Origin of the sequence: Ensifer sp. ENS07, assembly GCF_014852185.1 — a bacterium.
Lineage (GTDB): Bacteria > Pseudomonadota > Alphaproteobacteria > Rhizobiales > Rhizobiaceae > Ensifer > Ensifer adhaerens.
Map to the genome: position 1 here is coordinate 762,383 of NZ_JACVBE010000001.1, position 19,924 is coordinate 782,306.

Here is a 19,924-nt window from a genome sequence, read left to right on the forward strand (position 1 = left end):
ATTACGCTGGATAGAGCCATGACAGCGCCCAACCGTGAAGACGAGAGGTTCATGGCCGCGGCGCTGAGGCTGGCTCGCCACCATCTCGGACAGACATCCACCAATCCCTCCGTCGCCTGCCTGATCGTCAAGGACGGCGTTATCGTCGGCCGGGCCGTAACCGCGCGGAGCGGCCGCCCGCATGCCGAAACCCAGGCACTGACGGAGGCCGGTGCGAAGGCGAGGGGTGCTACGGCCTATGTGACGCTGGAGCCTTGCTCCCATCACGGCAAGACGCCGCCTTGCGCCGATGCACTTGTCGCCTCCGGCATATCCCGCGTGGTGATTTCGATCCTCGATCCGGACGTGCGGGTTGCCGGGCGTGGCGTCGTGCGCCTGCGCGATGCTGGCATCACCGTCGATATCGGTGTGCTCCCCGAGGAAGGGCATCACGCGCTTGAAGCCTACCTCATGCGCCAGGTCAGCAAGAGACCTTATGTGACTCTCAAGCTTGCGGTTTCGGCCGATGGCATGATCGGCCGCAAGGGCGAGGGGCAAGTGCGCATCACCGGTCCGATTTCGCGCGGGCAGGTACAGATGCTGCGCGCGGAGACCGACGCGATCCTGGTCGGGATCGGCACGGCTGCGGCTGACGATCCGGAACTGACCGTACGCTTGCCGGGGCTCGAACATCGCTCGCCGTTGCGCATCGTTCTCGACCGCCGGCTCGACCTGCCGCTTTCCTCCAAACTGGTGTTAACGGCGCGGGAGGTCCCCGTCATCGTGGTCTCCAGCGACGGATCCGGCGATGCGGATGCGGACGTTGATGACGGCCGAGCAGCACGCAAGGCGGCCCTCGAGGCCGCCGGTGTCGAGGTGCTCGAAGCCGGCTCGATCGCCGACCTTCTTGCGGCACTCGCTTCCCGCGGTATCTCCTCGCTGATGGTCGAAGGCGGTGCTGTGGCTGCACGCGCCTTTCTCGATGCTGATCTGGTCGACCGTATCCAGCTCTACACCGGACCGGGGACCATTGGCGAAAACGGCATTGCATCCCCATTTGACCGTAAGTCCGTGCCGGCAGGCTTCCGGCGCGTCGCCCAGGCACGGTATGGCGGCGATCTGTTCGAGGAATACGAAAGAGAAAACTGATGTTCACAGGCATTGTTACCGATATCGGCACCGTCGACGCCGTCACCCCGCTGAAAGAAGGTATCAAGCTGCGTGTCGCCACGAGCTACGACCCGAAGACCATCGACATGGGTGCCTCGATCGCCCATTCCGGCGTCTGCCTGACGGTGACGGCTTTGCCTGAAGCCGGCAGCAACGAGCGCTGGTTCGAGGTCGAGGCCTGGGAAGAGGCGCTCCGCCTGACGACGATCGCCGGCTGGACCAAGGGAACGCGCATCAATCTCGAGCGCTCGCTGAAGATCGGCGACGAGCTCGGCGGCCACCTGGTTTCCGGCCATGTCGACGACAAGGCGGAAATTCTGTCGGTGGAAGCGGAAGGCGACGCTGTGCGCTTTCGTCTGCGGGCGCCTGAGCATCTGGCGAAATTCGTCGCGCCGAAGGGATCGGTCGCGCTCGACGGCACGTCGCTGACGGTCAACAAGGTCGCCGGCGCCGAGTTCGACGTGCTCCTGATCCGCCATTCGCTGGAGGTCACGACCTGGGGTGAGCGCAAGGCCGGCGATTTCGTGAACTTCGAGGTGGACACCATGGCGCGTTATGCGGCGCGCCTCGCCGAATTACCGGCACCAAAGCCGGAGTAAGCCGACTTCCTCTTTTGCCGAATGCAAACCGCCCCCAATTGGGGGGCGGTTCTGGTTTCGGGAGGTGTTGACACTCAACGCACGTAGAGGGTCAGGCTGCCATCGGCTGCCTGTTCGGCGCCGGCAATGTTGTTCATCTCGACATTCTGCGCCTTGAGCTTGGCTGCAAGCGGCTTGTTGCCTTCGACGGCCGCGTGCAGGGACGAAATCTGTTGCGGCGTCGCTTCGTTGATCCACATGCGCGTCTGGCTCGATTCCTTCAGCGTATCCACGTCGACGACGTTGAAATGATCGCCCTTGAAATCGCGAACGGTGTGGTCGATTTCGGCCGGCCAGTTCATGGCTGCGCTCGCAGCATAGGAGACGCCGCCGAAGGAAAAGGCGGAGAGAGCAGCGATGACGGAAAGCTTGGCTATGCGGTTCATGGTCATGCTCCTTTGTTTGCCGGCAACAAGGCGCAAACCGACCCGTTACGGGAACGCGGAACCTTGCGGGTTTCCGGGCCGGTGAGGACCGCCCTTTGCGGCGGCCAGCAGGGTTCGTTTGCGGGCGTTGTCACCCGCAAGCAAAGGCGCTGGACTGTTTCGACTGATTGGTCGGCGTTTGCTCCCTTCTTGGGGAGGGCGCGTCGTGCCAACGACTAGGAAACTGGGCCGGAATGTGGCCCTTTCCATGGCGCTGGCATCAGGAAAACAATTAAAAATTGTTCATGTTTCGGCGTGCGCGCGAGCCCTTGGGTCGCCTGTCGCAGCTGCTGCCTTCTGCTGGCGCTCGAACATGATCACGTGGTTGCCGTGATAGGTCGTTCGCCAGAATTCCTTGAAGCCGTGCTTCTCCGCGACCCGGATCGAGGCGCGGTTTCCGACGTCGATGATGCAGGTCTTGCGTAGCTTCGGAAACTGGTGGTCGGCCCACTTGAGCGCCGCACTGACGGCTTCCGTCGCCAGCCCCTTGCCGTGCGCTTTCGGTGACAATGCCCATCCGGTTTCCATCGTCCCTTCGAGCGAAGGCGTGATGGCGCGGTGCACGTCGTGGAAGCCGGCCTCGCCGAGAAAACCCCCGGTCTCCCGGTCCTGGATGGCAAAGAAGCCAAAGCCGAAATAGTGCCACATGCCGACCTGGCGCAGGAATCGCGTCCAGGACTGTTCGCGCGTAAACGGCACCCCGCCGACATAGCGGATCACCTCGGCATCGCCGAACAGCGCGGAATAGGCGGGGAAATCGTCACGGCGGTAGGGGCGCAGGATGAGGCGGTCGGTCTCGATAATGGGAACGCTATGCATATTCGATCCTAAGCTGTGATGAAATCAGGCGCCGGGCTCGCCGTCCCAGTAGTCGACATCGCTTTCCGGACGGCCGGTGAAAAGGAAGCGTCTTTGGCCATCAGAACCACGCGTCCTGGCAAGGAATTTGCCGGAGTCCGGATACTCGCAGATTTCCGTGGCCGCCTTGGTCGAGATGGAAAGGTACTTGAGCGGCACCGAGCCGGTGTTGATCAGGTGGTGGGCCGTTTCCGGTCCACCCGCAGGGGCGCCCAGAATGTCGCCGGGGCCGACCGGATATCGCTCGCTGCCGAAGCGATACGTGCCTTCGCCTTCGATGATGATGAAAAGTTCTTCTTCGACGTGATGATTGTGGAACGGGCAGCCGGACTTGCCCGGCGGTACTTCACCGTAGCCGATGCCCAGATCCTTGAGGCCGAGTAGCGCGCCGAAGGCGGCGTCGCGGGATTCGAAAAAGGTGCCTTGCGTCCAGTAGTCGAGTTCTAGGTTTTTGGGATTAACGATCGGCTTTTTCGTATCGGTCACATGTTCCTCCCTTGCGTACCGTTGTCGCGGCAACGCTAATACGTTCTATCCGTGTCGCGCGTTCGTCCCGTCGTCAACCTGCGATCGCTAAAATTAGCGACGATGGTTACAGGAATACATCCTAGTGTTGCAATCCATTGGCGAAAGCATATGGGCGCTATCGCGCGTTGGTTTAACGCCGAGCTGCGCGGTCACGTTCGTCTGCCGATCAGCGCCGTGGCGACCTCGTGAAGACACCTGGCGATCCCAACGCAAAGGGTTTTCATTTCTTCGGTCGGTGGCAGGAGATCGGGCACCATGACCGTCATCATGCCGGCAGACGAAGCCGAACGCACGCCGTTGTGGCTGTCTTCGAGAGCGAGGCAATACTGCGGCGCGATACCGAGCCGACTTGCAGCCGTCAGGAAGGGGCCGGGTGCGGCTTGCCATGATCGTAGTCGCCAAAGGCAACGACCGTCGGGAAGCGGTCGCGCAATCCGTGCCGGTCGAGATTGCGCTGGACGTCGTGATGTTGTGACGAGGTGGCAATCGCAAACGGCAGGCCCATGCCGTCAAGCAGGTCGAGGAGATCGACGACGCCAGGCTTCAGCCGCAGCTCGGTCGTTGCCATTGTCGCAAATTGCGCCGAGGCACGCTCCCAGAACTGAGCGAGGTCGAAGGCATCGCCGAAACGACCGCGCAGCGACACGCGTGTCGCCTCGGCCGAAAGCCCGATCGTATCGAGATAAAGGGAGACAGGCATGTTGTGACCGAGCGCTGCCGCCGTCTGGATCATCGCGTCGCGGTAGAGCGCTTCGGTGTCGAAGAGCAATCCGTCCATGTCGAAGACGACGCCAAGAGGTTTCATGGGCAGGACGATGTTGGTCGAACCGATTTCGGGCATACGAAAAATCCAGCTTGATATCGACGGCTTCGAACTTGGAACCAGCAACGCGGCCGCGCAAGACCCACGGCACTGGCTTTTTGCAGCGGCAACGGCCGCATGTTGCGGCCCTGTAAACGCGGCAAAAGGCCGTCTGCGGCGGAATTTGCTTGCCATTCGGCGCCGGGCGTGGTTTTACCGCCGCCTCAGCCGGTCGCATCCGGCGCGGAACTCTCAAAGACAGGTGATCCATGGCAGAGACCACGGCAGCCCACATCCTGATTGTGGAAGCGCGTTTCTATGACGATATGGCCGATGCATTGCTCGACGGCGCCAAGCATGCGCTGGACGCAGCCGGGGCCACCTATGATATCGTGACGGTTCCGGGTGCGCTCGAAATCCCGCCGGCGATTGCCATGGCACTCGACGGCGCCGACGAGGGCGGCACCGAATATGATGGTTTCGTGGCCCTTGGCATGGTCATTCGCGGCGAAACCTACCATTTTGACATCGTCGCGAACGAGTCTTCGCGCGCGATCATGGACCTCGCCGTCAGCGAGAGCCTTGCGATCGGCAATGGTATCCTGACGGTGGAGAACGACGATCAGGCCTGGGCGCGCGCCCGCCGGTCGGAAGGCGACAAGGGTGGCTTTGCTGCGCGTGCGGCACTGACCATGATTGAACTTAAGAAGAAATTGGGCACGGAAAAGTGACGAAAACCCCCTCGGATCAACCGCTGAAGCAGGTCAACCAGCGCGGTGCAGCACGCCTCGCTGCGGTGCAGGCGCTCTATCAGATGGACATCGGCGGCACCGGTGTCCTCGAAGTGGTTGCTGAATACGAAGCGCATCGCCTCGGACAGGATGTCGACGGCGACACCTACCTGAAGGCTGACGCCTCCTGGTTCCGGTCGATTGTCGCCGGTGTCGTGCGCGACCAGCGCAAGCTTGATCCGCTGATCGGCTCGGCCCTCCAGGACGACTGGGCTCTGTCGCGCCTCGATTCCACCGTGCGTGCCATCTTGCGCGCGGGCACATTCGAGATGCTCGAGCGCAAGGACGTGCCGGTTCCGGTGATCGTCACGGAGTATGTCGAGATCGCCAAGGCTTTCTTCTCGGATGATGAGCCCAAGCTGGTCAATGCCGTTCTCGACCGCATTGCCAAGCAGGTCCGCGGCGAACCGAGGAAGTAAAGTCGATGGTTGCGGCTGCTGCTGAGGACATGGGGAACACCCTTCGCGAAACACGCCGCAACGTTTACCTCCTGACAGCCGCACAGGCCGTTCTTGGCGTCGTCGGCCCCATCTGCTTTTCGGTCGGCGGTGTCGCCGGCTACCAGATGCTGGCGGAGGACAAGTCGCTGGCCACCGCGCCGCTCACCGCCTTTAACGTCGGCATGGCGCTCGGCGTCGTGCTGGTTGCGGTGTTGTCGCGCCTGATCGGCCGCCGCTTCGCCTTCATGAGCGGGACCGCAATCGCGGCCGCCGGGGCAGCACTCGCCGCCGTCGCGCTCTTCCGCGAGAATTTCTGGCTTTTCGCCTTCGCCCTTGCGATGCTCGGCTCGTCGAACGGCTTTACGCAGAAGTTGCGGTTCGCCGCCGCCGACGCCTCGCCGTCGTTCTACAAGCCCAAGGCAATCTCGCTGATCCTTGGTGGCGGCATCGTTTCGGCCGTTCTCGGTCCGCAGATCGTCATTTTTGCTGGCGACCTGTTCGCGCCGGTTTCCTTTGCCGGGGCTTTCGTCGTCCTGATGCCGATTTGCCTGGTTGCAGCCCTGTTTTTCGCGCCGCTGCGGCTGCCCGAGCCGGGCGCAATGGTGAGTGCCCACCACGATCAGTCTGTCCGTCCCCTCGGCGAGATTGTCCGCAGCCAACGCTTCGCCACCGGCATGATCTGCGGCATTTCCAGCTACGCGCTGATGACCTTCATGATGACCGGGGCGCCGGTCGCCATGGTGATCGGCTGCGGCTTCTCGACCGAACTCGCCACGCTCGGCATCCAGTGGCACGTGCTGGCGATGTTCGCGCCAAGCTTCGTCACCGGCATGCTAATCAGCCGCTTTGGCGCCGAGCGCATTGTCGGCTGCGGCCTCCTTCTGCTGATGGCCTGCGCGGCGGTTGCGCATATGGGTATCGAGCTCTGGAACTTCTGGGGCGCGCTCGTATTGCTCGGCCTTGGCTGGAATTTCGGCTTCATCGGCTCGACGGCGATCGTTGCCAGCAGCTATCGCCCACAGGAGGCCGACAAGGTTCAGGCCTTCCACGACATCATCCTGTTCACCACGGTGGCACTGTCGTCGTTTGCCTCGGGCAAGGTGCTAACCGCCTATGGCTGGGACATGCTGAACGCGGTCGTGTGGCCGGTAACGATCGTCTGCCTTATCCTCCTGCTGCTTCTGAAGCGGGCGCCGCGCAAGGCCGCCGCCTAACGCTCCATTCCCCTGAAATCTAAAGCGAACGAGGCGCCGCCAGTGGCGTTTCTCGGGGCTTGACGATCTCCTGTTGCAACCGCACTCTGGCCGCGCCGTGAGGGGTGCTGCTTGAGGAGGTGGTGCGTGATTCGCGGTTTTGAGGGGCCTGCGGCCGGGAGTGAGTCCGCGGGTTGTAACGGAGGGTAATGCGAAATGACCATTTTATTGGGCGTTATCGCATGCGGGTTGCTCGCGGTGGCTTATGCCATCTGGGCAACACAGTCGGTGCTTGCCGCCGACCAGGGGAACGCCCGCATGCAAGAAATCGCAGGCTACATTCGTGAAGGGGCGCAGGCCTATCTCACGCGTCAATACAAGACCATTGCCATTGTCGGCGTCGTCGTATTCATCGCCGCTTGGGTTCTTCTTTCTCCCGCCGCCGCTTTCGGCTTTCTGATTGGTGCGATCCTTTCGGGTGCCGCGGGTTTCATCGGCATGCATGTTTCGGTCCGGGCAAACGTCCGCACTGCCCAGGCGGCGTCCGTGAGCCTCGCCTCCGGTCTCGATATCGCATTCAAATCCGGCGCGATCACCGGCCTTCTTGTGGCCGGCCTCGCACTCCTTGGCGTCTCGGTCTACTACGTCGTCCTCACGGCCGGCCTGGGTCATGAGCCCGCCTCGCGCGAAGTCATCGACGCACTGGTGTCGCTCGGCTTCGGCGCATCGCTGATTTCGATCTTCGCCCGTCTCGGCGGTGGCATCTTTACCAAGGGTGCCGACGTCGGCGGCGACCTCGTCGGCAAGGTCGAAGCCGGCATTCCCGAGGATGATCCGCGCAACCCGGCAACCATCGCCGACAACGTCGGCGACAATGTCGGCGACTGCGCCGGCATGGCAGCCGACCTGTTCGAGACCTATGCGGTCTCGGTCGTGGCGACCATGGTTCTGGCGGCGATCTTCTTTGCCGGCACGCCTGTGCTTGCGACCGTCATGGTCTATCCGCTCGCCATCTGCGCGGCTTGCATCATCACCTCGATCGTCGGCACCTTCTTCGTGAAGCTCGGGTCCAACAACTCGATCATGGGTGCGCTCTACAGGGGCTTGATCGTGACCGGTGTCCTGTCGATCCTCGGTCTCGGCGCCGCCACGTCCTTCACCATCGGCTGGGGCACGATCGGCACCGTCGCCGGCAAGGAGATCACCGGCTGGAATCTGTTCCTCTGCGGTATTCTCGGCCTGATCGTAACGGCCCTGATCGTGGTGATCACGGAATACTATACCGGCACCAACAAGCGGCCGGTCAACTCGATCGCCCAGGCGTCGGTGACCGGTCACGGCACCAACGTGATCCAGGGCCTGGCCGTCTCGCTGGAATCGACGGCTTTGCCGGCGATAGTCATCGTCGGCGGCATCATAGCGACCTACCAGCTTGCCGGCCTCTTCGGCACTGGCATCGCCGTCACCGCCATGCTTGGCCTTGCCGGCATGATCGTGGCGCTCGACGCCTTCGGTCCGGTCACCGACAATGCCGGCGGCATCGCGGAAATGTCGCATCTGCCGCCGGAAGTGCGTAAATCCACCGACGCGCTCGACGCCGTCGGCAACACCACCAAGGCCGTCACCAAGGGCTACGCGATCGGCTCGGCCGGTCTCGGTGCGCTGGTGCTCTTTGCCGCCTACTCGAACGACCTCAGCTACTTTGTCGCCAACGGCGACAAGTATCCGTACTTCGCCGATGTCGGGCAGATCTCCTTCGATCTCTCCAACCCTTACGTGGTCGCGGGGCTGATCTTCGGCGGTCTCATTCCCTACCTCTTCGGCGGTATCGCGATGACTGCGGTCGGCCGTGCGGCCGGGTCGATCGTCGAGGAGGTTCGCCGCCAGTTCCGCGAGAAGCCCGGCATCATGCAGGGGACCGAACGGCCGGACTATGGCCGCGCCGTCGACCTTCTGACAAAAGCGGCGATCCGCGAAATGGTCATTCCTTCGCTGCTCCCGGTGTTGGCGCCGATTGTCGTCTATTTCGGCGTGCTGCTGCTCTCGGGCTCGAAGGCTTCGGCTTTCGCGGCTCTCGGTGCCTCTCTGCTCGGTGTCATCGTCAACGGCCTCTTCGTGGCGATCTCGATGACCTCGGGCGGCGGTGCCTGGGACAACGCCAAGAAGAGCTTCGAGGACGGGTTTGTCGACAAGAATGGCGAACGCCATCTGAAGGGCTCCGAGGCCCACAAGGCGTCGGTAACCGGCGACACCGTCGGCGACCCCTATAAGGACACGGCCGGGCCGGCTGTGAACCCGGCGATCAAGATCACCAACATCGTGGCGCTCTTGCTTCTGGCCGTCCTCGCCTGATCGCATCGATGCGCAAACAAAAGGCCCGCGGAACATCGTTCCGCGGGCCTTTTGTTTGGAATGGGGAGGCTTAGTTGCCGAAGTCCTTGAACAGGCTGCGCGCCGCGGCCTGACCGGCGCCGGGGCCCGTCAGCAGCTGGCCGAGGAAGCTCGTTTCCTTGCCACCTGTCGGCGTCGTGCGTGTCAGCATGTCGAAGACCTTGCCGTCCTTCAGCGTATAGTGAGCCAGCTGGCTGACGGTGCCTTCCTTGTCGAAATAGACGGCCAGGATCGATTGGTCGATCAGCTTGGGCTTCATGAAGGCGACAGGGCGCTTGCGCGTCTGCGAGATGTAGTAGAACACTTCGTTGTCGAAGGTCGCGGTCGTCGACGGCGTGCCGAGCGAGAGCAGCACCTGCTCGCGGCTGGAACCGACCGGAACGAGGTTTAGCGTTTCCTGATCAACCACATAGCCCTGATGGAGAACTTCACCGACATTGGCGGACTGGCAGGCGGAAAGGGTAAAACCGGCGATGGTGGCTACGACCGCCACGCGGCCGAGGGTCTTAAAGTTTTTTCTCAAATACCGCTTCGTCAACGACAGCTCCCCTTGGAGAAACGATGGCAGATCCGCCATTGCAATTCGTGCCTGCTTCGGTAAACCAGCTTCGGCTGTCATGCAACAACGTCATGGGCGCTTGCGCGCATTTCGAGAAAGCCAAGCCCGAGCTTTGTGATGATTTTTGGACTGTTTAAAAGAAAAAGTGGCAACACCGCGATTGTCGAGCGGCAATATGCATTGCTGACGGCGGCGGCACGCCAGCCCTACCTTTACACCGACCTCGATGTTCCGGACACGGTCATGGGCCGGTTCGAGATGCTATCGGCGACGCTGATCCTCTATTTCCGCCGCACACGTGCTTCGGCAAGGCCTGGCCAGGAAATCGCCCAGGAGATCATCGATGCCTTCTTCGAGGATGTGGATCACTCGATCCGCGAGCTCGGTGTCGGCGATGCCGGCGTGCCGAAGAAGATGAAGAAGTTGGCCGGCATGTATTACGGTCGACTCGAATCCTATGCGGCGGCGCTGGAAGCAAGGGACGTCGAGGCCCTGGCGGCAGCGCTCAGGCGCAACTTCCACCCTGATGGCGGCGACGCGGCGCCTTCGATGGTTGCGCTCGCTGGCTATCTGCTGGCGGTTGAGGCCCAGCTCGTCGACGTCGCGGAAGACGCCGTCGAAATCGGCCAGTTGCACATTCCGCCGGCTGGGGCGTAATAGAAAACAAGAGCGTCGCCACCGGCAGCCGGTTGGCGGCTGCGTTCGCGATGGGTGCCAGGTAGCCCGCGCGAGGAAGGATCCAATCATGAAAGACGAAAGTCAGGCGGCCTTTTCTTATCCGGTGAAAGTAGGGCACATTTCGGCGAACGCGGTCAGCGTGCATCTCTCCGCCAACGAGCGCGAGCGCAAGGCGCTTGCCGCGCTTTGGAACATCAACGAGGTTCTGTCGCTCGAAGCCGACCTGCAGATCGCGCGCTGGAAGAAGGATGGCGTGAAGATCAAGGGCGACGTCAGGGCCCGCGTCGTGCAGAGCTGTGTTGTCACTCTTGAGCCGGTCGAAGCCGATATCGACGAACCGGTCGAAGCGATCTTCGTGCCCGAGGGCTCGCGGCTTGCCCGCCAGGCGAGCAATGACGGCGGCGAGATGATTCTCGACCCTGACGGCCCCGATATTCCCGATACCTTTATCGGCGACACCATCGACGCCGGCGTCGTCGTCAGCGAGCAGGTTGCACTCGCGATCGAGCCTTATCCCCGTAAGCCCGGCGTGACGTTCGGCGAGCGCATCGAGAGCACATCTGCCGATGACAAGAAGCCGAACCCCTTTGCGGTCCTGAAGGACTGGAAAAAGGACTGAGGTCGCGAAAGCGTCATCTACAATTCGGTTGTCACGCAAAGGAAAAGCAGTATTTTGGCCCCAAACCGGCCAGAAGAGCCGCTAAAGCGATCTGCCGCGTGCTTGGCTCAAGCGTCAGAAGCAATATGTTTCGTCAATGCGTTTCCGTTGAGTACGCCGCGGCGGCACGTGTTGTGTGGCAGAAATGAAGGATAAGACACGCGTGGTCAGAATTTCACTTGACGTGATGGGGGGCGACTATGGTCCTGAAGTCGTCATCCCCGGCGCCGCAAGGGCGCTTGAACGTCATCCGGACATCAAGTTCGTTTTGTTCGGCATCGAAGCGCAGTGCGCGGGCCTCCTTGAAAAACATCCGAAGCTGAAGGCCAACAGCACCTTTTACGACTGCGAGATTGCAGTCGCCATGGACGAGAAGCCGACCCAGGCGCTTCGCCGCGGCCGCGGCAAGTCGAGCATGTGGAAAGCGATCGACGCGATCAATGCCGGCGAGGCAGATGTCGTCGTTTCCGCCGGCAATACCGGCGCGCTGATGGCCATGTCGGTCTTCTGTCTGCGCACCATGCAGGGAATTCAACGGCCGGCGATCGCCGCCATCTGGCCGACGCTGAAAGGCGAGAGCATCGTGCTTGATGTCGGCGCGACGATCGGCGCGGACGCGCAGCAATTGATGGATTTCGCGCTGATGGGCGGCGCCATGGCACGGGCGCTGTTCGAGATCGAGCGGCCGATGGTCGGGCTGCTGAATGTCGGCGTCGAGGAAATCAAGGGACAGGAAGAGGTCAAGGAAGCCGGCCGCCTGATCCGTGAGGCCAACATCGACGGCTTCGACTATTACGGCTTCGTCGAGGGCGACGACATCGGTCGCGGGACCGTCGACGTCGTCGTCACGGAAGGTTTTTCCGGCAACATCGCACTCAAGGCCGCCGAAGGCACCGCGCGCCAGATCGCCGAATATCTGCGCGCGGCGATGTCGCGCACGCTTCTTGCCAAGATCGGCTACATCCTGGCCAAGGGCGCATTCGACCGCCTGCGGGAGAAGATGGACCCGAGGAAGGTCAATGGCGGCGTGTTCCTCGGCCTCAATGGCGTCGTGATCAAGAGCCATGGTGGTGCAGATGCCGAGGGTTTTGCAGCCGCGATCGATGTCGGCTACGACATGGTGAAGAATGGCCTGAAGTCGAAGATCGAGCTCGATCTGGCGAAGTACCATGGCGGCGAACCGCCCAAGGCCCTTTCCGCCGGCATGAATGATGAGGTTTGAATAGATGATCCGTTCCGTCGTTCGCGGTTTCGGCGCAGCTTTGCCGAAGCGCGTGGTCACCAATCAGGAGCTGGAATCCAAGGTCGATACGTCCGATGAGTGGATCGTGCAGCGCACCGGCATCCGGCAGCGCTACATCGCCGGCGAGGGCGAAACCACAGCTTCGCTCGGCGAAGGTGCCGCGCGTGCTGCGCTCGCCAATGCTGGGCTTACCCCTGATGATATCGACCTGATCATCCTGGCGACCTCCACTCCCGACAACACGTTTCCGGCAACAGCTGTCAACATCCAGGACCGCCTCGGTATGCGCCATGGCGCGGCCTTCGACATGCAGGCGGTCTGCTCGGGCTTCGTCTACGCGGTTACCACGGCGGATGCCTATATCCGCGGTGGGCTTGCCAAGCGCGTGCTGGTGATCGGCGCGGAGACCTTCTCGCGTATCCTCGACTGGAACGACCGCACGACCTGCGTGCTCTTCGGTGACGGCGCCGGCGCCATCATCCTGGAAGCCCAGGAAGGCGAGGGCACCATTGCCGACCGGGGCGTGCTGACGGCGAAGCTTCGCTCCGACGGCGCACATCGCGACAAGCTCTATGTGGATGGCGGCCCTTCGACCACTGGGACGGTCGGCCATCTGAAGATGGAAGGCCGCGAAGTCTTCAAGCACGCGGTCGGCATGATCACCGATGTGATCGAGGCTGCCTTCGAGGCGACCGGGACGACGGCCGAAGATCTGGATTGGCTGGTGCCGCACCAGGCCAACCGGCGCATCATCGACGGCTCCGCCAAGAAGCTCGGCATCCCTCTCGATAAGGTTGTGGTCACGGTCGATCTCCATGGCAACACCTCCGCAGCCTCCATTCCGCTGGCGTTGAATGCGGCGGCGGGCGACGGCCGGATCAAGAAGGGCGACCTCGTCCTGCTCGAGGCCATGGGCGGCGGCTTCACCTGGGGCTCCGTGCTTCTCCGCTGGTAAAGAAATTGCTTAAGCAACAGACGCTTGACCGCAAAAGGCAAGGGCAATAGTCTTCGGACGCTGATCGGCGTACCAGACGTTGGTGGGGGAAGATGAGCGGAAAAACAGTAACACGGGCGGACTTGGCTGAGTCGGTTTTTCGCAAGGTGGGTCTGTCGAGGACAGAGTCTGCCGAATTGGTGGAAACCGTCATTGACGAAATATGCAACGCAATCGTGCGTGGCGAGAGTGTGAAGCTGTCCTCTTTCGCGACCTTCCAGGTCCGCGACAAGAACGAACGCATCGGGCGAAACCCGAAAACCGGCGAGGAAGTGCCGATTTCGCCCCGGCGCGTGATGACCTTCAAGGCGTCGAATGTCTTGAAGCAGCGCGTCCTGAAGGCGCATCTGGGCCGCAGGGCCAAGCAGAAACCGGTATCTCCCGTTTCGTGAACGCCTGACGACAGCCACAAATGTGGTTGAAAACCCATCCATAAGCCGTTGAAATGGAGCCGATTCGTGCCATCATTGGCGCGGTATCGGCTCACTACGGCTTTCGAGCCTGAGTCGCACGGCATGGATTGGGAACGATATGGAAAAGAGCCCGGACGCTTTTCGCACCATCAGCGAGGTCGCTGACGATCTCGATCTGCCGCAGCATGTCCTGCGTTTCTGGGAAACCCGCTTCCAGCAAATCAAGCCGATGAAGCGCGGCGGGGGCCGGCGGTACTACCGGCCGGAGGATGTCGACCTTCTGAAGGGTATCCGGCATCTGCTCTATGATCACGGCTATACGATCAAGGGCGTGCAGAAGCTCCTGAAGACCAACGGCAACAAGTTCGTCGCGGCGATTGCAAGCGGCGATCTCGCGACCGTCGAGGCGCTGGCAGCCTCCAGCAACGAGGAGCCGGCACCGCCGAAGGCTGGTCTTTCCGAGGAGGATCAGATCGTCGGCCGCGCCAAGGCGCCGGCGAGCCGCCGTTTCTTCTCCTTCGGCGGCAACAGCGACGACGTGCCGGAGATCTCGCTCGGAAAATCCTCGTCCGTTGGCAAGGAAGATCGCGCCCTGCTTCAGGAGGCGCTCTACGACCTCCTGGAATGCAAGCGGCTTCTCGACCAGGTGCGCTGAGAAAGCCATTTCAGGCGATTATCAAGACCGGTTCCGCACGGCCGAACGTCTGCCGAATGCGGTTGCCTCCACAGACACCTTTTACACGATTGCCAAGATGGTGCCGTCGGCGGGGTGCCCGCCGACGGGGGGCATATGCGCGTCCGTCCGCAGGGCGCCCGCGCGACTATTCCAGCAAGGATTGAAAGGCGTCAGTAGGAGATCCGGAAGCCGCCGGGGCTCGCCGCGGAGACGTCGGGCTCCGGGTAGGGGCCGGTCCACTGCGCATAGGTCGTGTTGGTCGAACCGGAGGTCGCACAGCCGGAGAGCGTGAGAAGCGCAAGCGCGGTGAGGGCCATAAGGGACTTAAGAGGCATGGTTTTCTCCTAGAAGGGGAGACGCTCCAGGCCTCAAGGGCCAGTATCAAACTGTCCCTCAAATCATCCATGATGGCAAGCTCACGTTGCGTTAGGCAGCAAGTTTCGAGCGACGGGATCTCGTTTTGGTGAAGGTTCGGTAGACGGACGAGCGGTCGGTGATTTCCTCGTCAAGCAGCATCGGAACTTGCAGACACCCAGTGGCGCTCCACGGTCGCATCACAGGCGCGACGCCATGCTGTGAGTTTCCGGAAAGTCCCGTTGGACTTTCGGTTCCCAAACATACTTTTCCACGCCGTTTGTTCCTTTTTCGATCCAGGCCGCATTTTCCCGCTTGCGCTCTAAGCGTTGGTTATATAGGGGTTTCCTCGGTTCGGAGCGTAGCGCAGCCCGGTAGCGCACTTGACTGGGGGTCAAGGGGTCGTGGGTTCGAATCCCGCCGCTCCGACCATTTTCTCCTTTGTTTTCAACGATGTTGGCTCGCTACCGCCACTCGTCGTGTAGAGAAAACCGGAACATATCGCGCTCAAAACGCGGGTTCGGGAACGGATAGTCCCGAAAAAGTCCCGAAGCGCCCAGGTCATTTGTTCTTCCTTTGTTTGCGTCGCTGCTTCGAAAGCGATTCAAGGGCCCCTGCGACTTCCTCGTCGAGCACGTGTGCGTAGCGTGTCGTCGTCTTGATATCGCGGTGGCTGAGTGCCTTTTGGACCGTCTTCAGGTTCCCGGTCTCGCGCAAAAGCTTGGTCGCCAGATCATGTCGGAAGTCATGGAAGCGGAAGTCTTCGACGCCGGCCTTGCCGCGGATCCGCTTCCACTGGGTTTTTAGCCCGCTGTAGGTGATTGGATACCGGTCGCCTTTCTTCCTTCCTTCCCCATCTCCCTTGTATGAAGCCTCGCCGGTGCGCGTGCGCGCCGCCTGATACGTGAAGACGAATTCAGGATGGTGGCCGCGCAGCGGGAGCAGGATCTCCCGCACCTCGGACGTGATCGCGGTTCTCACCGGTCGGTCGTTCTTTCCGGGCTTCGTAATCCATCCAGTCTGCCAGTCCACCTCGGACCATCTTAGGATGCACTCTTGCAGGCGCAGGCCTGTGGCGCGCACGAAATCGAAGATCGGCTGATAGTCACTCCTGGTTGCGAGATAGAGCGACGCGCTTTCCGTCTGCTTCAATTCGCGGACGCGCTCGACCGGCTCCTTGAGCCAATGGTCGCGCCAGTTCGGTTCGAGCGGGAAGTCGTAGCGCCAGGTGCGTTTCGCCCGGGTGAAAATCTTCTTGATCACGAGCGTGGTCGACCGGTTCACGGTCGCGGCCGACACGAGCCGCATAGGCTCGCCGTCCTTCGTCTCAGCCTTGCCCCATGCGGTCTGGGCTCGTCGCCACTGGACGAGCTTGGCGATATCGTCGTCGCCGATCGCTGACATGAGCTTCGCCGCGCCGAAGTAGTCGACGAGGCGGTTGATGTCGGTCCAGGTGGTTTCGCTGTTGGCGTGGTGCTGGCCGATCTCGGTCCAGTATCTTGCGGTCGCAATGCCGAGGGTGAGGGGGCCGGCGCCGTTGGCGTGCTTGGCGGCCTTCGCAGCCGCCTTGGCCTTATCCTTCTCTACCTTCTCGCGGGCTTCTGCTTCGCGTCGGTTCGCTGTTTCCGTAGAGCCATAATATCGTACCCCTGCGACCTGGAAGTCGAAGTGGTAGTACGGGGTGTTCTTTGGCTTGTAGACGGACACTCGCGTGTTCTCCGGCTTTTTATGAATTCGTTGATGTCGTCCATGGTGAAGCCGAGACGCGGTTTCGACCTGCCGGCGCCGAGCGGCACATAGGCTATATCGCCAGCCTTCACGAATTCACGCAAGGTCCGGGTGGAGACGTTGAGGAGCTCGGCAGCTTGCTCGCTGTCGAGGAGCATGGGTGCGCTCATGGCCGGTCCTCCTTTGGCGCCGCGAGAAGCCCCTGAGACGTGACGCGCTCGATGACGGTCTCGCCAGTCGACAGCATGATCTGACCGAGGAAGGCGGCCTCGAATGATAGGATGCCGGTTTCCACTGCGGTCAGCTGCCCTTTGATCCAGTCGCGCAAGATGGACCAGACAGCGATTTGCCCTTGCTCGAGCGCACGTTTCTCGTGCTCCTTCTGCGTTCGGCGCATCCGGTTGGTCCATGGGTTCACGCGTAGCCAGACTGCGGCATACCCTTTTGCGCTGGCCTCTACCTGCACCGTCCGCCCGCGGTATTCGAACTGGATTATGACCTTGCCCTCGGCAAAGTCCTCCATAGGCGCGAATTTCGAGCAGCCGAAAGCCTGGATGGTCTTGCGGATATCGTCCATTGCCGATCGGCCTGACGTCGAATTCGAGTAAGGCAGGCTCATCGGATGACTTCTCCGGTTCTGCGGTCAACGACCGTGCCGTCCATGCAGCGCTTGAAACGCGGGTGGGACAGACTTGATTTCGGTTTGGCGATCCCCAGGTGCTTCTTGCGGGTGCGAGCGATCTTGGATTTGACCTTCATCTCGACCGCCGTCTTCCGGCGGTGAGGTTCCCGTTTGGCCGGGAATAGGTTGGTCTCGCGGTGTTCGCCGCCGAGGATCAGGGCAATCTTATGGTCGAGGTCCCACTCGTCGCGCACCGGGTCGATCTTCTCGCCGGTCAGGTGGCAGATGCCGGCCTCACGGTCGAAGACGCGCTGGCGCACCCGGTCGGGAACCTTCTGGTCGTCGTGCTTGGCAATCCATTCGGGGAGGCTGCGCATCAGAATGCCTCCCCGTACGGAACTTTACCGACGGCATACAGTTCGTCTTCCAGTTGGAAAGGAGCCGAAACATGAAAGCCGCCAAGGTCAACCAGACCGAAACCAACAAGACGATGCCGGAGCCCATTGCAAAGCCACGCCCGCCGGAGATGGATCTTGAGCCGATTCCGTTGCCAGACCGATCTGGAGCGGATGCCAGCGAACGGCAGGCCGACGCGGGACTCGTGCCGCCGGTTCCAAGCAGCGACGAGGCCAACATTGAACCGGATGAAGCCCTGCCGGACGACACCGAGGAGGAGATCCTCGAAGACGACCCGGGGCGAGAAAAGACCCGCTTTGACGAAGAGGTTCCCAAGAGCAGCTGATAGGCGTTGCTGTCTGTTCGACATCAGTGCACCACCTTCCGGGTAGCCTTGGCATAGGCTTCGAAGGCTTCACGGTCGCCGTTGCAGCAGGTGTAGTAGGCATTCGTCGGGCCGATCTTGTGATGGCTATCCATGCGGAAGTGCGCAGGTCCGATCGCCATGCCGGGAAAGCGGAAGGCGACCATGATTTCCGCCCTGTGCCAGAAGCGCGAGCCCCAGGATCGCGTCAGGTAGGCGTGGTTACCTCGGAACTGGTCTTCGTCGTCGCAGAATTCGACATCGGGGAACCGCGTGCGGACGATCGCTTTGAAATCGTCGATGGCGGCCGCTTCCTCCTCCTGGCGTCGGGCTTCCTTCTTCATGCGCCGCCACTTGCAGCGGGCGCAGCAGTAGACAGTGCCGTGCATCGAGCCGATGACGCCAGAGACCGGCAGGTGGTGCTCGGATTCCATGTCCTCATCGATGGTGATCGCGCAGCCGCTGCATTCAAAGCGCCAGCCGTGATCAACGGCAACCTTTGCCGGTACGCCTTTCCCGGCGAACACGTCGGCCCACGGCGCGCGACGGCACTGCACATAGGATAGCTCGCCGTCGCCATACTCGTTCGCTCCCGTTTTCGCGGCGACGATCGAATGTTTGGCGAAGAAGATATCGCCGGTGTATTCGTCCTTCTCAAGGACGGCATAAGCTTTCAGCGCCATCACAGCCCCGCTTTCAGCAGCCGGGTCATCTCCTGCTGCAGTTCGTCTTGAAGGTGTTTCGTCTTCCGGTGCTGGCCTTGGGCGGCCTTGATCGCCTCGCGGCGCTTCTTGAGCTCCGGGTGTGCCCGGTCGAAGGTCCGGTCGATGGTTCTTAGGAACCACCAGGTGCGGAGGGAGCGGAGGAGGGCTTTCATGCTGGCACCGCCTGACCGCACAACTCCGCACTGGCGAATGCCAAGAGCGCAGGCTGATAGGCAAGCTCTCTCAACCTTGCGCAGGTCTTCGGATCGTTGCGAACGACCGGACCGGTATCGCCATCGATGTGGCCCGGCTCCGGCGCGACTGTCATCGGCTCGACGAGCGAGCGCAAGATGGGGAAGCGGATCAGAATCCCGCTCTCGACGGTGGTGTAATAGGCACCGCCCTTCATGACGTCGGCTTCAGTATAATCGCCGGCCCAGACAAGCGGGTAGGCATAGTTGGCGTTATTCGGCCGCCAGAACGTCACGTACGGGCGCCAGTTCCATTCGGTGCGCAGGTCGCAGATAAGGAACGGGCCGGTCATGCTGCCAGCTCCTTCGCGCTGTCGACGAAGTGCTCGCGGTACGTCCGGTCAAAGACCGCCTGAAACTGAGCAACGACATCGTCGGCGCGGTCAGCATCGACAAAGGTCGCGGCGAAGCTCGCATGCATCTGCATCGTGTAGGCGGCAATGCCGATGAGCATGTGATCGACGTTCGCGCCCGGACGCTGGATTTCCGAGTTCACGAACTTGACCAAACTCTCATGAACTGTGGAGACCGACAGGCGCGCGATCAGGGCGGTGATCGGATCATCGCACGTCAGCGCGTCCATTTCTGACAGGCTGCCGGGCAATAGGCGTGCTTCGTGGCTCATGATGCTCTCCGGTGCTGCTCTGGGCGTTCTGGCATCACGTCTTCCGGCGTGACGCCGAATTCTTCGGCGATAAATCTGACGGCGTTTTTCAGGAAGCCTTCGAAGGTCGGCTCGTCCATGCTTTCGAACGAGATCGAGGACGGCACCTTCACGATGAAGCCGCTGATGATCACGTCGTCGGTGTAGCCGGTGCGCAGCTTCACCATCTGATGAAGCGCCTTCGGATGAGGTGCGCACTCGGTCGCCTTCACGACTTCCCGCAGGAACTTGAAATAGAAGCGGAGACGGCTGGGCACGCGACCGGTGCGAAGGTCAGCCTGGATCCGCTGGCCAATCGGGAATTCTCGGATCATCTCGCGATCCATTTCCATCTCACCGATAAGGCGGTCGCCGTCTCGGATGAGATAGAAAGGCGGGTGCTCGGGTGCCTTCTTGATCATGAGG

At 61.7% G+C, this 19,924-nt stretch carries 28 protein-coding genes, 1 tRNA gene and 1 pseudogene; 14 read left to right on the forward strand and 16 right to left on the reverse strand.

Features of this window, described 5'->3' with window-relative positions; translation table 11 throughout:
- The first annotated feature begins 18 nt into the window (after positions 1 to 18).
- Both ribD and IB277_RS03680 read left to right on the forward strand, forming a co-directional pair.
- Positions 19 to 1,128, forward strand: a complete 1,110-nt coding sequence (ribD, locus tag IB277_RS03675) for a bifunctional diaminohydroxyphosphoribosylaminopyrimidine deaminase/5-amino-6-(5-phosphoribosylamino)uracil reductase RibD (protein ID WP_090294560.1) — start codon at positions 19 to 21, stop codon at positions 1,126 to 1,128.
- A complete protein-coding gene (locus tag IB277_RS03680; RefSeq protein ID WP_192370713.1) occupies positions 1,128 to 1,748 on the forward strand; it encodes a riboflavin synthase in 621 nt (206 codons plus the stop codon). Before ribD ends, IB277_RS03680 begins: the two co-directional genes overlap by 1 nt.
- 74 nt (positions 1,749 to 1,822) lie before the next feature.
- Here the strand turns inward: IB277_RS03680 and IB277_RS03685 are convergent, their stop codons facing one another.
- The 5 genes from IB277_RS03685 to IB277_RS03700 all read right to left on the reverse strand — a co-directional run bounded on the left by IB277_RS03685 (position 1,823) and on the right by IB277_RS03700 (position 4,439).
- Positions 1,823 to 2,173 carry a hypothetical protein gene (locus IB277_RS03685; protein WP_060522165.1) on the reverse strand — a complete coding sequence of 117 codons (351 nt, stop codon included), beginning with the start codon at positions 2,171 to 2,173 and terminating at the stop codon, positions 1,823 to 1,825.
- A 282-nt stretch (positions 2,174 to 2,455) separates the two neighbouring features.
- Positions 2,456 to 3,031 carry a GNAT family N-acetyltransferase gene (locus IB277_RS03690; protein WP_089043957.1) on the reverse strand — a complete coding sequence of 192 codons (576 nt, stop codon included), beginning with the start codon at positions 3,029 to 3,031 and terminating at the stop codon, positions 2,456 to 2,458.
- A 24-nt stretch (positions 3,032 to 3,055) separates the two neighbouring features.
- On the reverse strand, positions 3,056 to 3,556 hold the full coding sequence (locus IB277_RS03695) for a cupin domain-containing protein (RefSeq protein WP_090294558.1): 501 nt from the start codon (positions 3,554 to 3,556) through the stop codon (positions 3,056 to 3,058).
- A gap of 191 nt (positions 3,557 to 3,747) precedes the next feature.
- Positions 3,748 to 4,032: an HAD family hydrolase gene (locus IB277_RS37955; RefSeq protein ID WP_338082096.1), complete on the reverse strand. Its 285-nt coding sequence runs from the start codon at positions 4,030 to 4,032 to the stop codon at positions 3,748 to 3,750.
- Complete coding sequence (locus IB277_RS03700; protein ID WP_246807057.1) at positions 3,957 to 4,439, reverse strand: HAD family phosphatase; 483 nt, start codon at positions 4,437 to 4,439, stop codon at positions 3,957 to 3,959. Before IB277_RS03700 ends, IB277_RS37955 begins: the two co-directional genes overlap by 76 nt.
- 230 nt (positions 4,440 to 4,669) lie before the next feature.
- Between IB277_RS03700 and ribH the strand changes: the two genes are divergently transcribed.
- From ribH to IB277_RS03720, 4 genes are all read left to right on the forward strand, one after another.
- Entirely contained in the window at positions 4,670 to 5,131 is a 462-nt protein-coding gene (gene ribH, locus IB277_RS03705; protein WP_034803742.1) for a 6,7-dimethyl-8-ribityllumazine synthase, read from the forward strand.
- On the forward strand, positions 5,128 to 5,610 hold the full coding sequence (gene nusB, locus IB277_RS03710) for a transcription antitermination factor NusB (RefSeq protein WP_034803740.1): 483 nt from the start codon (positions 5,128 to 5,130) through the stop codon (positions 5,608 to 5,610). Before ribH ends, nusB begins: the two co-directional genes overlap by 4 nt.
- Before the next feature lie 5 nt (positions 5,611 to 5,615).
- Entirely contained in the window at positions 5,616 to 6,845 is a 1,230-nt protein-coding gene (locus IB277_RS03715; RefSeq protein ID WP_060529814.1) for an MFS transporter, read from the forward strand.
- A 195-nt stretch (positions 6,846 to 7,040) separates the two neighbouring features.
- Complete coding sequence (locus tag IB277_RS03720; RefSeq protein ID WP_090294555.1) at positions 7,041 to 9,176, forward strand: sodium-translocating pyrophosphatase; 2,136 nt, start codon at positions 7,041 to 7,043, stop codon at positions 9,174 to 9,176.
- A 70-nt stretch (positions 9,177 to 9,246) separates the two neighbouring features.
- Here IB277_RS03720 and IB277_RS03725 read toward each other — a convergent pair whose 3' ends face one another.
- Positions 9,247 to 9,753, reverse strand: coding sequence for an outer membrane protein assembly factor BamE (locus IB277_RS03725; RefSeq protein ID WP_034804258.1), 507 nt, complete (start codon positions 9,751 to 9,753; stop codon positions 9,247 to 9,249).
- Positions 9,754 to 9,891: 138 nt separating this feature from the next.
- Here IB277_RS03725 and IB277_RS03730 point away from each other — a divergent pair, with 138 nt between their 5' ends.
- From IB277_RS03730 to IB277_RS03755, 6 genes are all read left to right on the forward strand, one after another.
- Entirely contained in the window at positions 9,892 to 10,431 is a 540-nt protein-coding gene (locus tag IB277_RS03730) for a ubiquinol-cytochrome C chaperone family protein (protein ID WP_034803730.1), read from the forward strand.
- 88 nt (positions 10,432 to 10,519) lie between these two features.
- Positions 10,520 to 11,071 (forward strand): DUF177 domain-containing protein, encoded by a 552-nt coding sequence (locus IB277_RS03735; RefSeq protein ID WP_034803727.1) that lies wholly within the window; start codon positions 10,520 to 10,522, stop codon positions 11,069 to 11,071.
- 202 nt (positions 11,072 to 11,273) lie between these two features.
- Positions 11,274 to 12,332 carry a phosphate acyltransferase PlsX gene (plsX, locus tag IB277_RS03740; RefSeq protein WP_192370714.1) on the forward strand — a complete coding sequence of 353 codons (1,059 nt, stop codon included), beginning with the start codon at positions 11,274 to 11,276 and terminating at the stop codon, positions 12,330 to 12,332.
- 4 nt (positions 12,333 to 12,336) lie between these two features.
- On the forward strand, positions 12,337 to 13,308 hold the full coding sequence (locus tag IB277_RS03745) for a beta-ketoacyl-ACP synthase III (protein WP_090294554.1): 972 nt from the start codon (positions 12,337 to 12,339) through the stop codon (positions 13,306 to 13,308).
- Positions 13,309 to 13,400: 92 nt separating this feature from the next.
- Positions 13,401 to 13,739 carry an integration host factor subunit alpha gene (locus IB277_RS03750; RefSeq protein WP_034803721.1) on the forward strand — a complete coding sequence of 113 codons (339 nt, stop codon included), beginning with the start codon at positions 13,401 to 13,403 and terminating at the stop codon, positions 13,737 to 13,739.
- A 139-nt stretch (positions 13,740 to 13,878) separates the two neighbouring features.
- Positions 13,879 to 14,415 carry a MerR family transcriptional regulator gene (locus IB277_RS03755; RefSeq protein ID WP_060580887.1) on the forward strand — a complete coding sequence of 179 codons (537 nt, stop codon included), beginning with the start codon at positions 13,879 to 13,881 and terminating at the stop codon, positions 14,413 to 14,415.
- A 191-nt stretch (positions 14,416 to 14,606) separates the two neighbouring features.
- Here the strand turns inward: IB277_RS03755 and IB277_RS03760 are convergent, their stop codons facing one another.
- Complete coding sequence (locus IB277_RS03760; protein ID WP_089043959.1) at positions 14,607 to 14,771, reverse strand: hypothetical protein; 165 nt, start codon at positions 14,769 to 14,771, stop codon at positions 14,607 to 14,609.
- Between the two features lie 374 nt (positions 14,772 to 15,145).
- On the opposite strand from IB277_RS03760, the gene IB277_RS03765 reads away from it, so the two are divergent.
- Positions 15,146 to 15,222 (forward strand) — tRNA-Pro (locus IB277_RS03765).
- A 129-nt stretch (positions 15,223 to 15,351) separates the two neighbouring features.
- On the opposite strand, the gene IB277_RS03770 is transcribed toward IB277_RS03765, so the two are convergent.
- From IB277_RS03770 to IB277_RS03780, 4 genes and pseudogenes are all read right to left on the reverse strand, one after another.
- Positions 15,352 to 16,497 (reverse strand): site-specific integrase, encoded by a 1,146-nt coding sequence (locus tag IB277_RS03770; RefSeq protein ID WP_192370715.1) that lies wholly within the window; start codon positions 16,495 to 16,497, stop codon positions 15,352 to 15,354.
- A 20-nt stretch (positions 16,498 to 16,517) separates the two neighbouring features.
- Positions 16,518 to 16,688: pseudogene (locus IB277_RS38850) on the reverse strand (helix-turn-helix domain-containing protein); the annotation flags it as partial.
- Positions 16,685 to 17,095 (reverse strand): hypothetical protein, encoded by a 411-nt coding sequence (locus IB277_RS03775; RefSeq protein ID WP_210339587.1) that lies wholly within the window; start codon positions 17,093 to 17,095, stop codon positions 16,685 to 16,687. The gene IB277_RS03775 and the pseudogene IB277_RS38850, both read right to left, overlap by 4 nt.
- Before the next feature lie 38 nt (positions 17,096 to 17,133).
- Entirely contained in the window at positions 17,134 to 17,517 is a 384-nt protein-coding gene (locus tag IB277_RS03780) for an HNH endonuclease (RefSeq protein WP_192370717.1), read from the reverse strand.
- 71 nt (positions 17,518 to 17,588) lie between these two features.
- Between IB277_RS03780 and IB277_RS03785 the strand changes: the two genes are divergently transcribed.
- The gene (locus tag IB277_RS03785; RefSeq protein WP_192370718.1) at positions 17,589 to 17,882 is read left to right on the forward strand and encodes a hypothetical protein; all 294 of its coding nucleotides are present in this window, start codon (positions 17,589 to 17,591) and stop codon (positions 17,880 to 17,882) included.
- A 23-nt stretch (positions 17,883 to 17,905) separates the two neighbouring features.
- Here IB277_RS03785 and IB277_RS03790 read toward each other — a convergent pair whose 3' ends face one another.
- The 5 genes from IB277_RS03790 to IB277_RS03810 are packed head-to-tail and all read right to left on the reverse strand — an operon-like array spanning position 17,906 to position 19,920.
- Positions 17,906 to 18,583 (reverse strand): hypothetical protein, encoded by a 678-nt coding sequence (locus IB277_RS03790; protein ID WP_210339571.1) that lies wholly within the window; start codon positions 18,581 to 18,583, stop codon positions 17,906 to 17,908.
- The gene (locus tag IB277_RS03795) at positions 18,583 to 18,777 is read right to left on the reverse strand and encodes a hypothetical protein (protein WP_192370720.1); all 195 of its coding nucleotides are present in this window, start codon (positions 18,775 to 18,777) and stop codon (positions 18,583 to 18,585) included. Before IB277_RS03795 ends, IB277_RS03790 begins: the two co-directional genes overlap by 1 nt.
- Positions 18,774 to 19,148, reverse strand: coding sequence for a hypothetical protein (locus tag IB277_RS03800; protein WP_192370721.1), 375 nt, complete (start codon positions 19,146 to 19,148; stop codon positions 18,774 to 18,776). Before IB277_RS03800 ends, IB277_RS03795 begins: the two co-directional genes overlap by 4 nt.
- Positions 19,145 to 19,480, reverse strand: a complete 336-nt coding sequence (locus IB277_RS03805) for a hypothetical protein (protein WP_192370722.1) — start codon at positions 19,478 to 19,480, stop codon at positions 19,145 to 19,147. The genes IB277_RS03800 and IB277_RS03805 overlap by 4 nt, the downstream gene beginning before the upstream one ends.
- A complete protein-coding gene (locus IB277_RS03810) occupies positions 19,477 to 19,920 on the reverse strand; it encodes a hypothetical protein (RefSeq protein WP_192370723.1) in 444 nt (147 codons plus the stop codon). Before IB277_RS03810 ends, IB277_RS03805 begins: the two co-directional genes overlap by 4 nt.
- Positions 19,921 to 19,924: the final 4 nt, after the last annotated feature.

Coding starts and splice junctions, on each gene's coding strand:
- ribD (WP_090294560.1), top strand. CDS start 19: ATGACAGCGCCCAACCGTGAAGACGAGAGGTTCATGGCCGCGGCGCTG.
- IB277_RS03680 (WP_192370713.1), top strand. CDS start 1,128: ATGTTCACAGGCATTGTTACCGATATCGGCACCGTCGACGCCGTCACC.
- IB277_RS03685 (WP_060522165.1), bottom strand. CDS start 2,173: ATGAACCGCATAGCCAAGCTTTCCGTCATCGCTGCTCTCTCCGCCTTT.
- IB277_RS03690 (WP_089043957.1), bottom strand. CDS start 3,031: ATGCATAGCGTTCCCATTATCGAGACCGACCGCCTCATCCTGCGCCCC.
- IB277_RS03700 (WP_246807057.1), bottom strand. CDS start 4,439: ATGCCCGAAATCGGTTCGACCAACATCGTCCTGCCCATGAAACCTCTT.
- ribH (WP_034803742.1), top strand. CDS start 4,670: ATGGCAGAGACCACGGCAGCCCACATCCTGATTGTGGAAGCGCGTTTC.
- IB277_RS03715 (WP_060529814.1), top strand. CDS start 5,616: ATGGTTGCGGCTGCTGCTGAGGACATGGGGAACACCCTTCGCGAAACA.
- IB277_RS03720 (WP_090294555.1), top strand. CDS start 7,041: ATGACCATTTTATTGGGCGTTATCGCATGCGGGTTGCTCGCGGTGGCT.
- IB277_RS03730 (WP_034803730.1), top strand. CDS start 9,892: ATGATTTTTGGACTGTTTAAAAGAAAAAGTGGCAACACCGCGATTGTC.
- IB277_RS03735 (WP_034803727.1), top strand. CDS start 10,520: ATGAAAGACGAAAGTCAGGCGGCCTTTTCTTATCCGGTGAAAGTAGGG.
- IB277_RS03745 (WP_090294554.1), top strand. CDS start 12,337: ATGATCCGTTCCGTCGTTCGCGGTTTCGGCGCAGCTTTGCCGAAGCGC.
- IB277_RS03750 (WP_034803721.1), top strand. CDS start 13,401: ATGAGCGGAAAAACAGTAACACGGGCGGACTTGGCTGAGTCGGTTTTT.
- IB277_RS03755 (WP_060580887.1), top strand. CDS start 13,879: ATGGAAAAGAGCCCGGACGCTTTTCGCACCATCAGCGAGGTCGCTGAC.
- IB277_RS03760 (WP_089043959.1), bottom strand. CDS start 14,771: ATGCCTCTTAAGTCCCTTATGGCCCTCACCGCGCTTGCGCTTCTCACG.
- IB277_RS03775 (WP_210339587.1), bottom strand. CDS start 17,095: ATGGACGATATCCGCAAGACCATCCAGGCTTTCGGCTGCTCGAAATTC.
- IB277_RS03780 (WP_192370717.1), bottom strand. CDS start 17,517: ATGCGCAGCCTCCCCGAATGGATTGCCAAGCACGACGACCAGAAGGTT.
- IB277_RS03785 (WP_192370718.1), top strand. CDS start 17,589: ATGAAAGCCGCCAAGGTCAACCAGACCGAAACCAACAAGACGATGCCG.
- IB277_RS03790 (WP_210339571.1), bottom strand. CDS start 18,583: ATGGCGCTGAAAGCTTATGCCGTCCTTGAGAAGGACGAATACACCGGC.
- IB277_RS03795 (WP_192370720.1), bottom strand. CDS start 18,777: ATGAAAGCCCTCCTCCGCTCCCTCCGCACCTGGTGGTTCCTAAGAACC.
- IB277_RS03800 (WP_192370721.1), bottom strand. CDS start 19,148: ATGACCGGCCCGTTCCTTATCTGCGACCTGCGCACCGAATGGAACTGG.
- IB277_RS03805 (WP_192370722.1), bottom strand. CDS start 19,480: ATGAGCCACGAAGCACGCCTATTGCCCGGCAGCCTGTCAGAAATGGAC.
- IB277_RS03810 (WP_192370723.1), bottom strand. CDS start 19,920: ATGATCAAGAAGGCACCCGAGCACCCGCCTTTCTATCTCATCCGAGAC.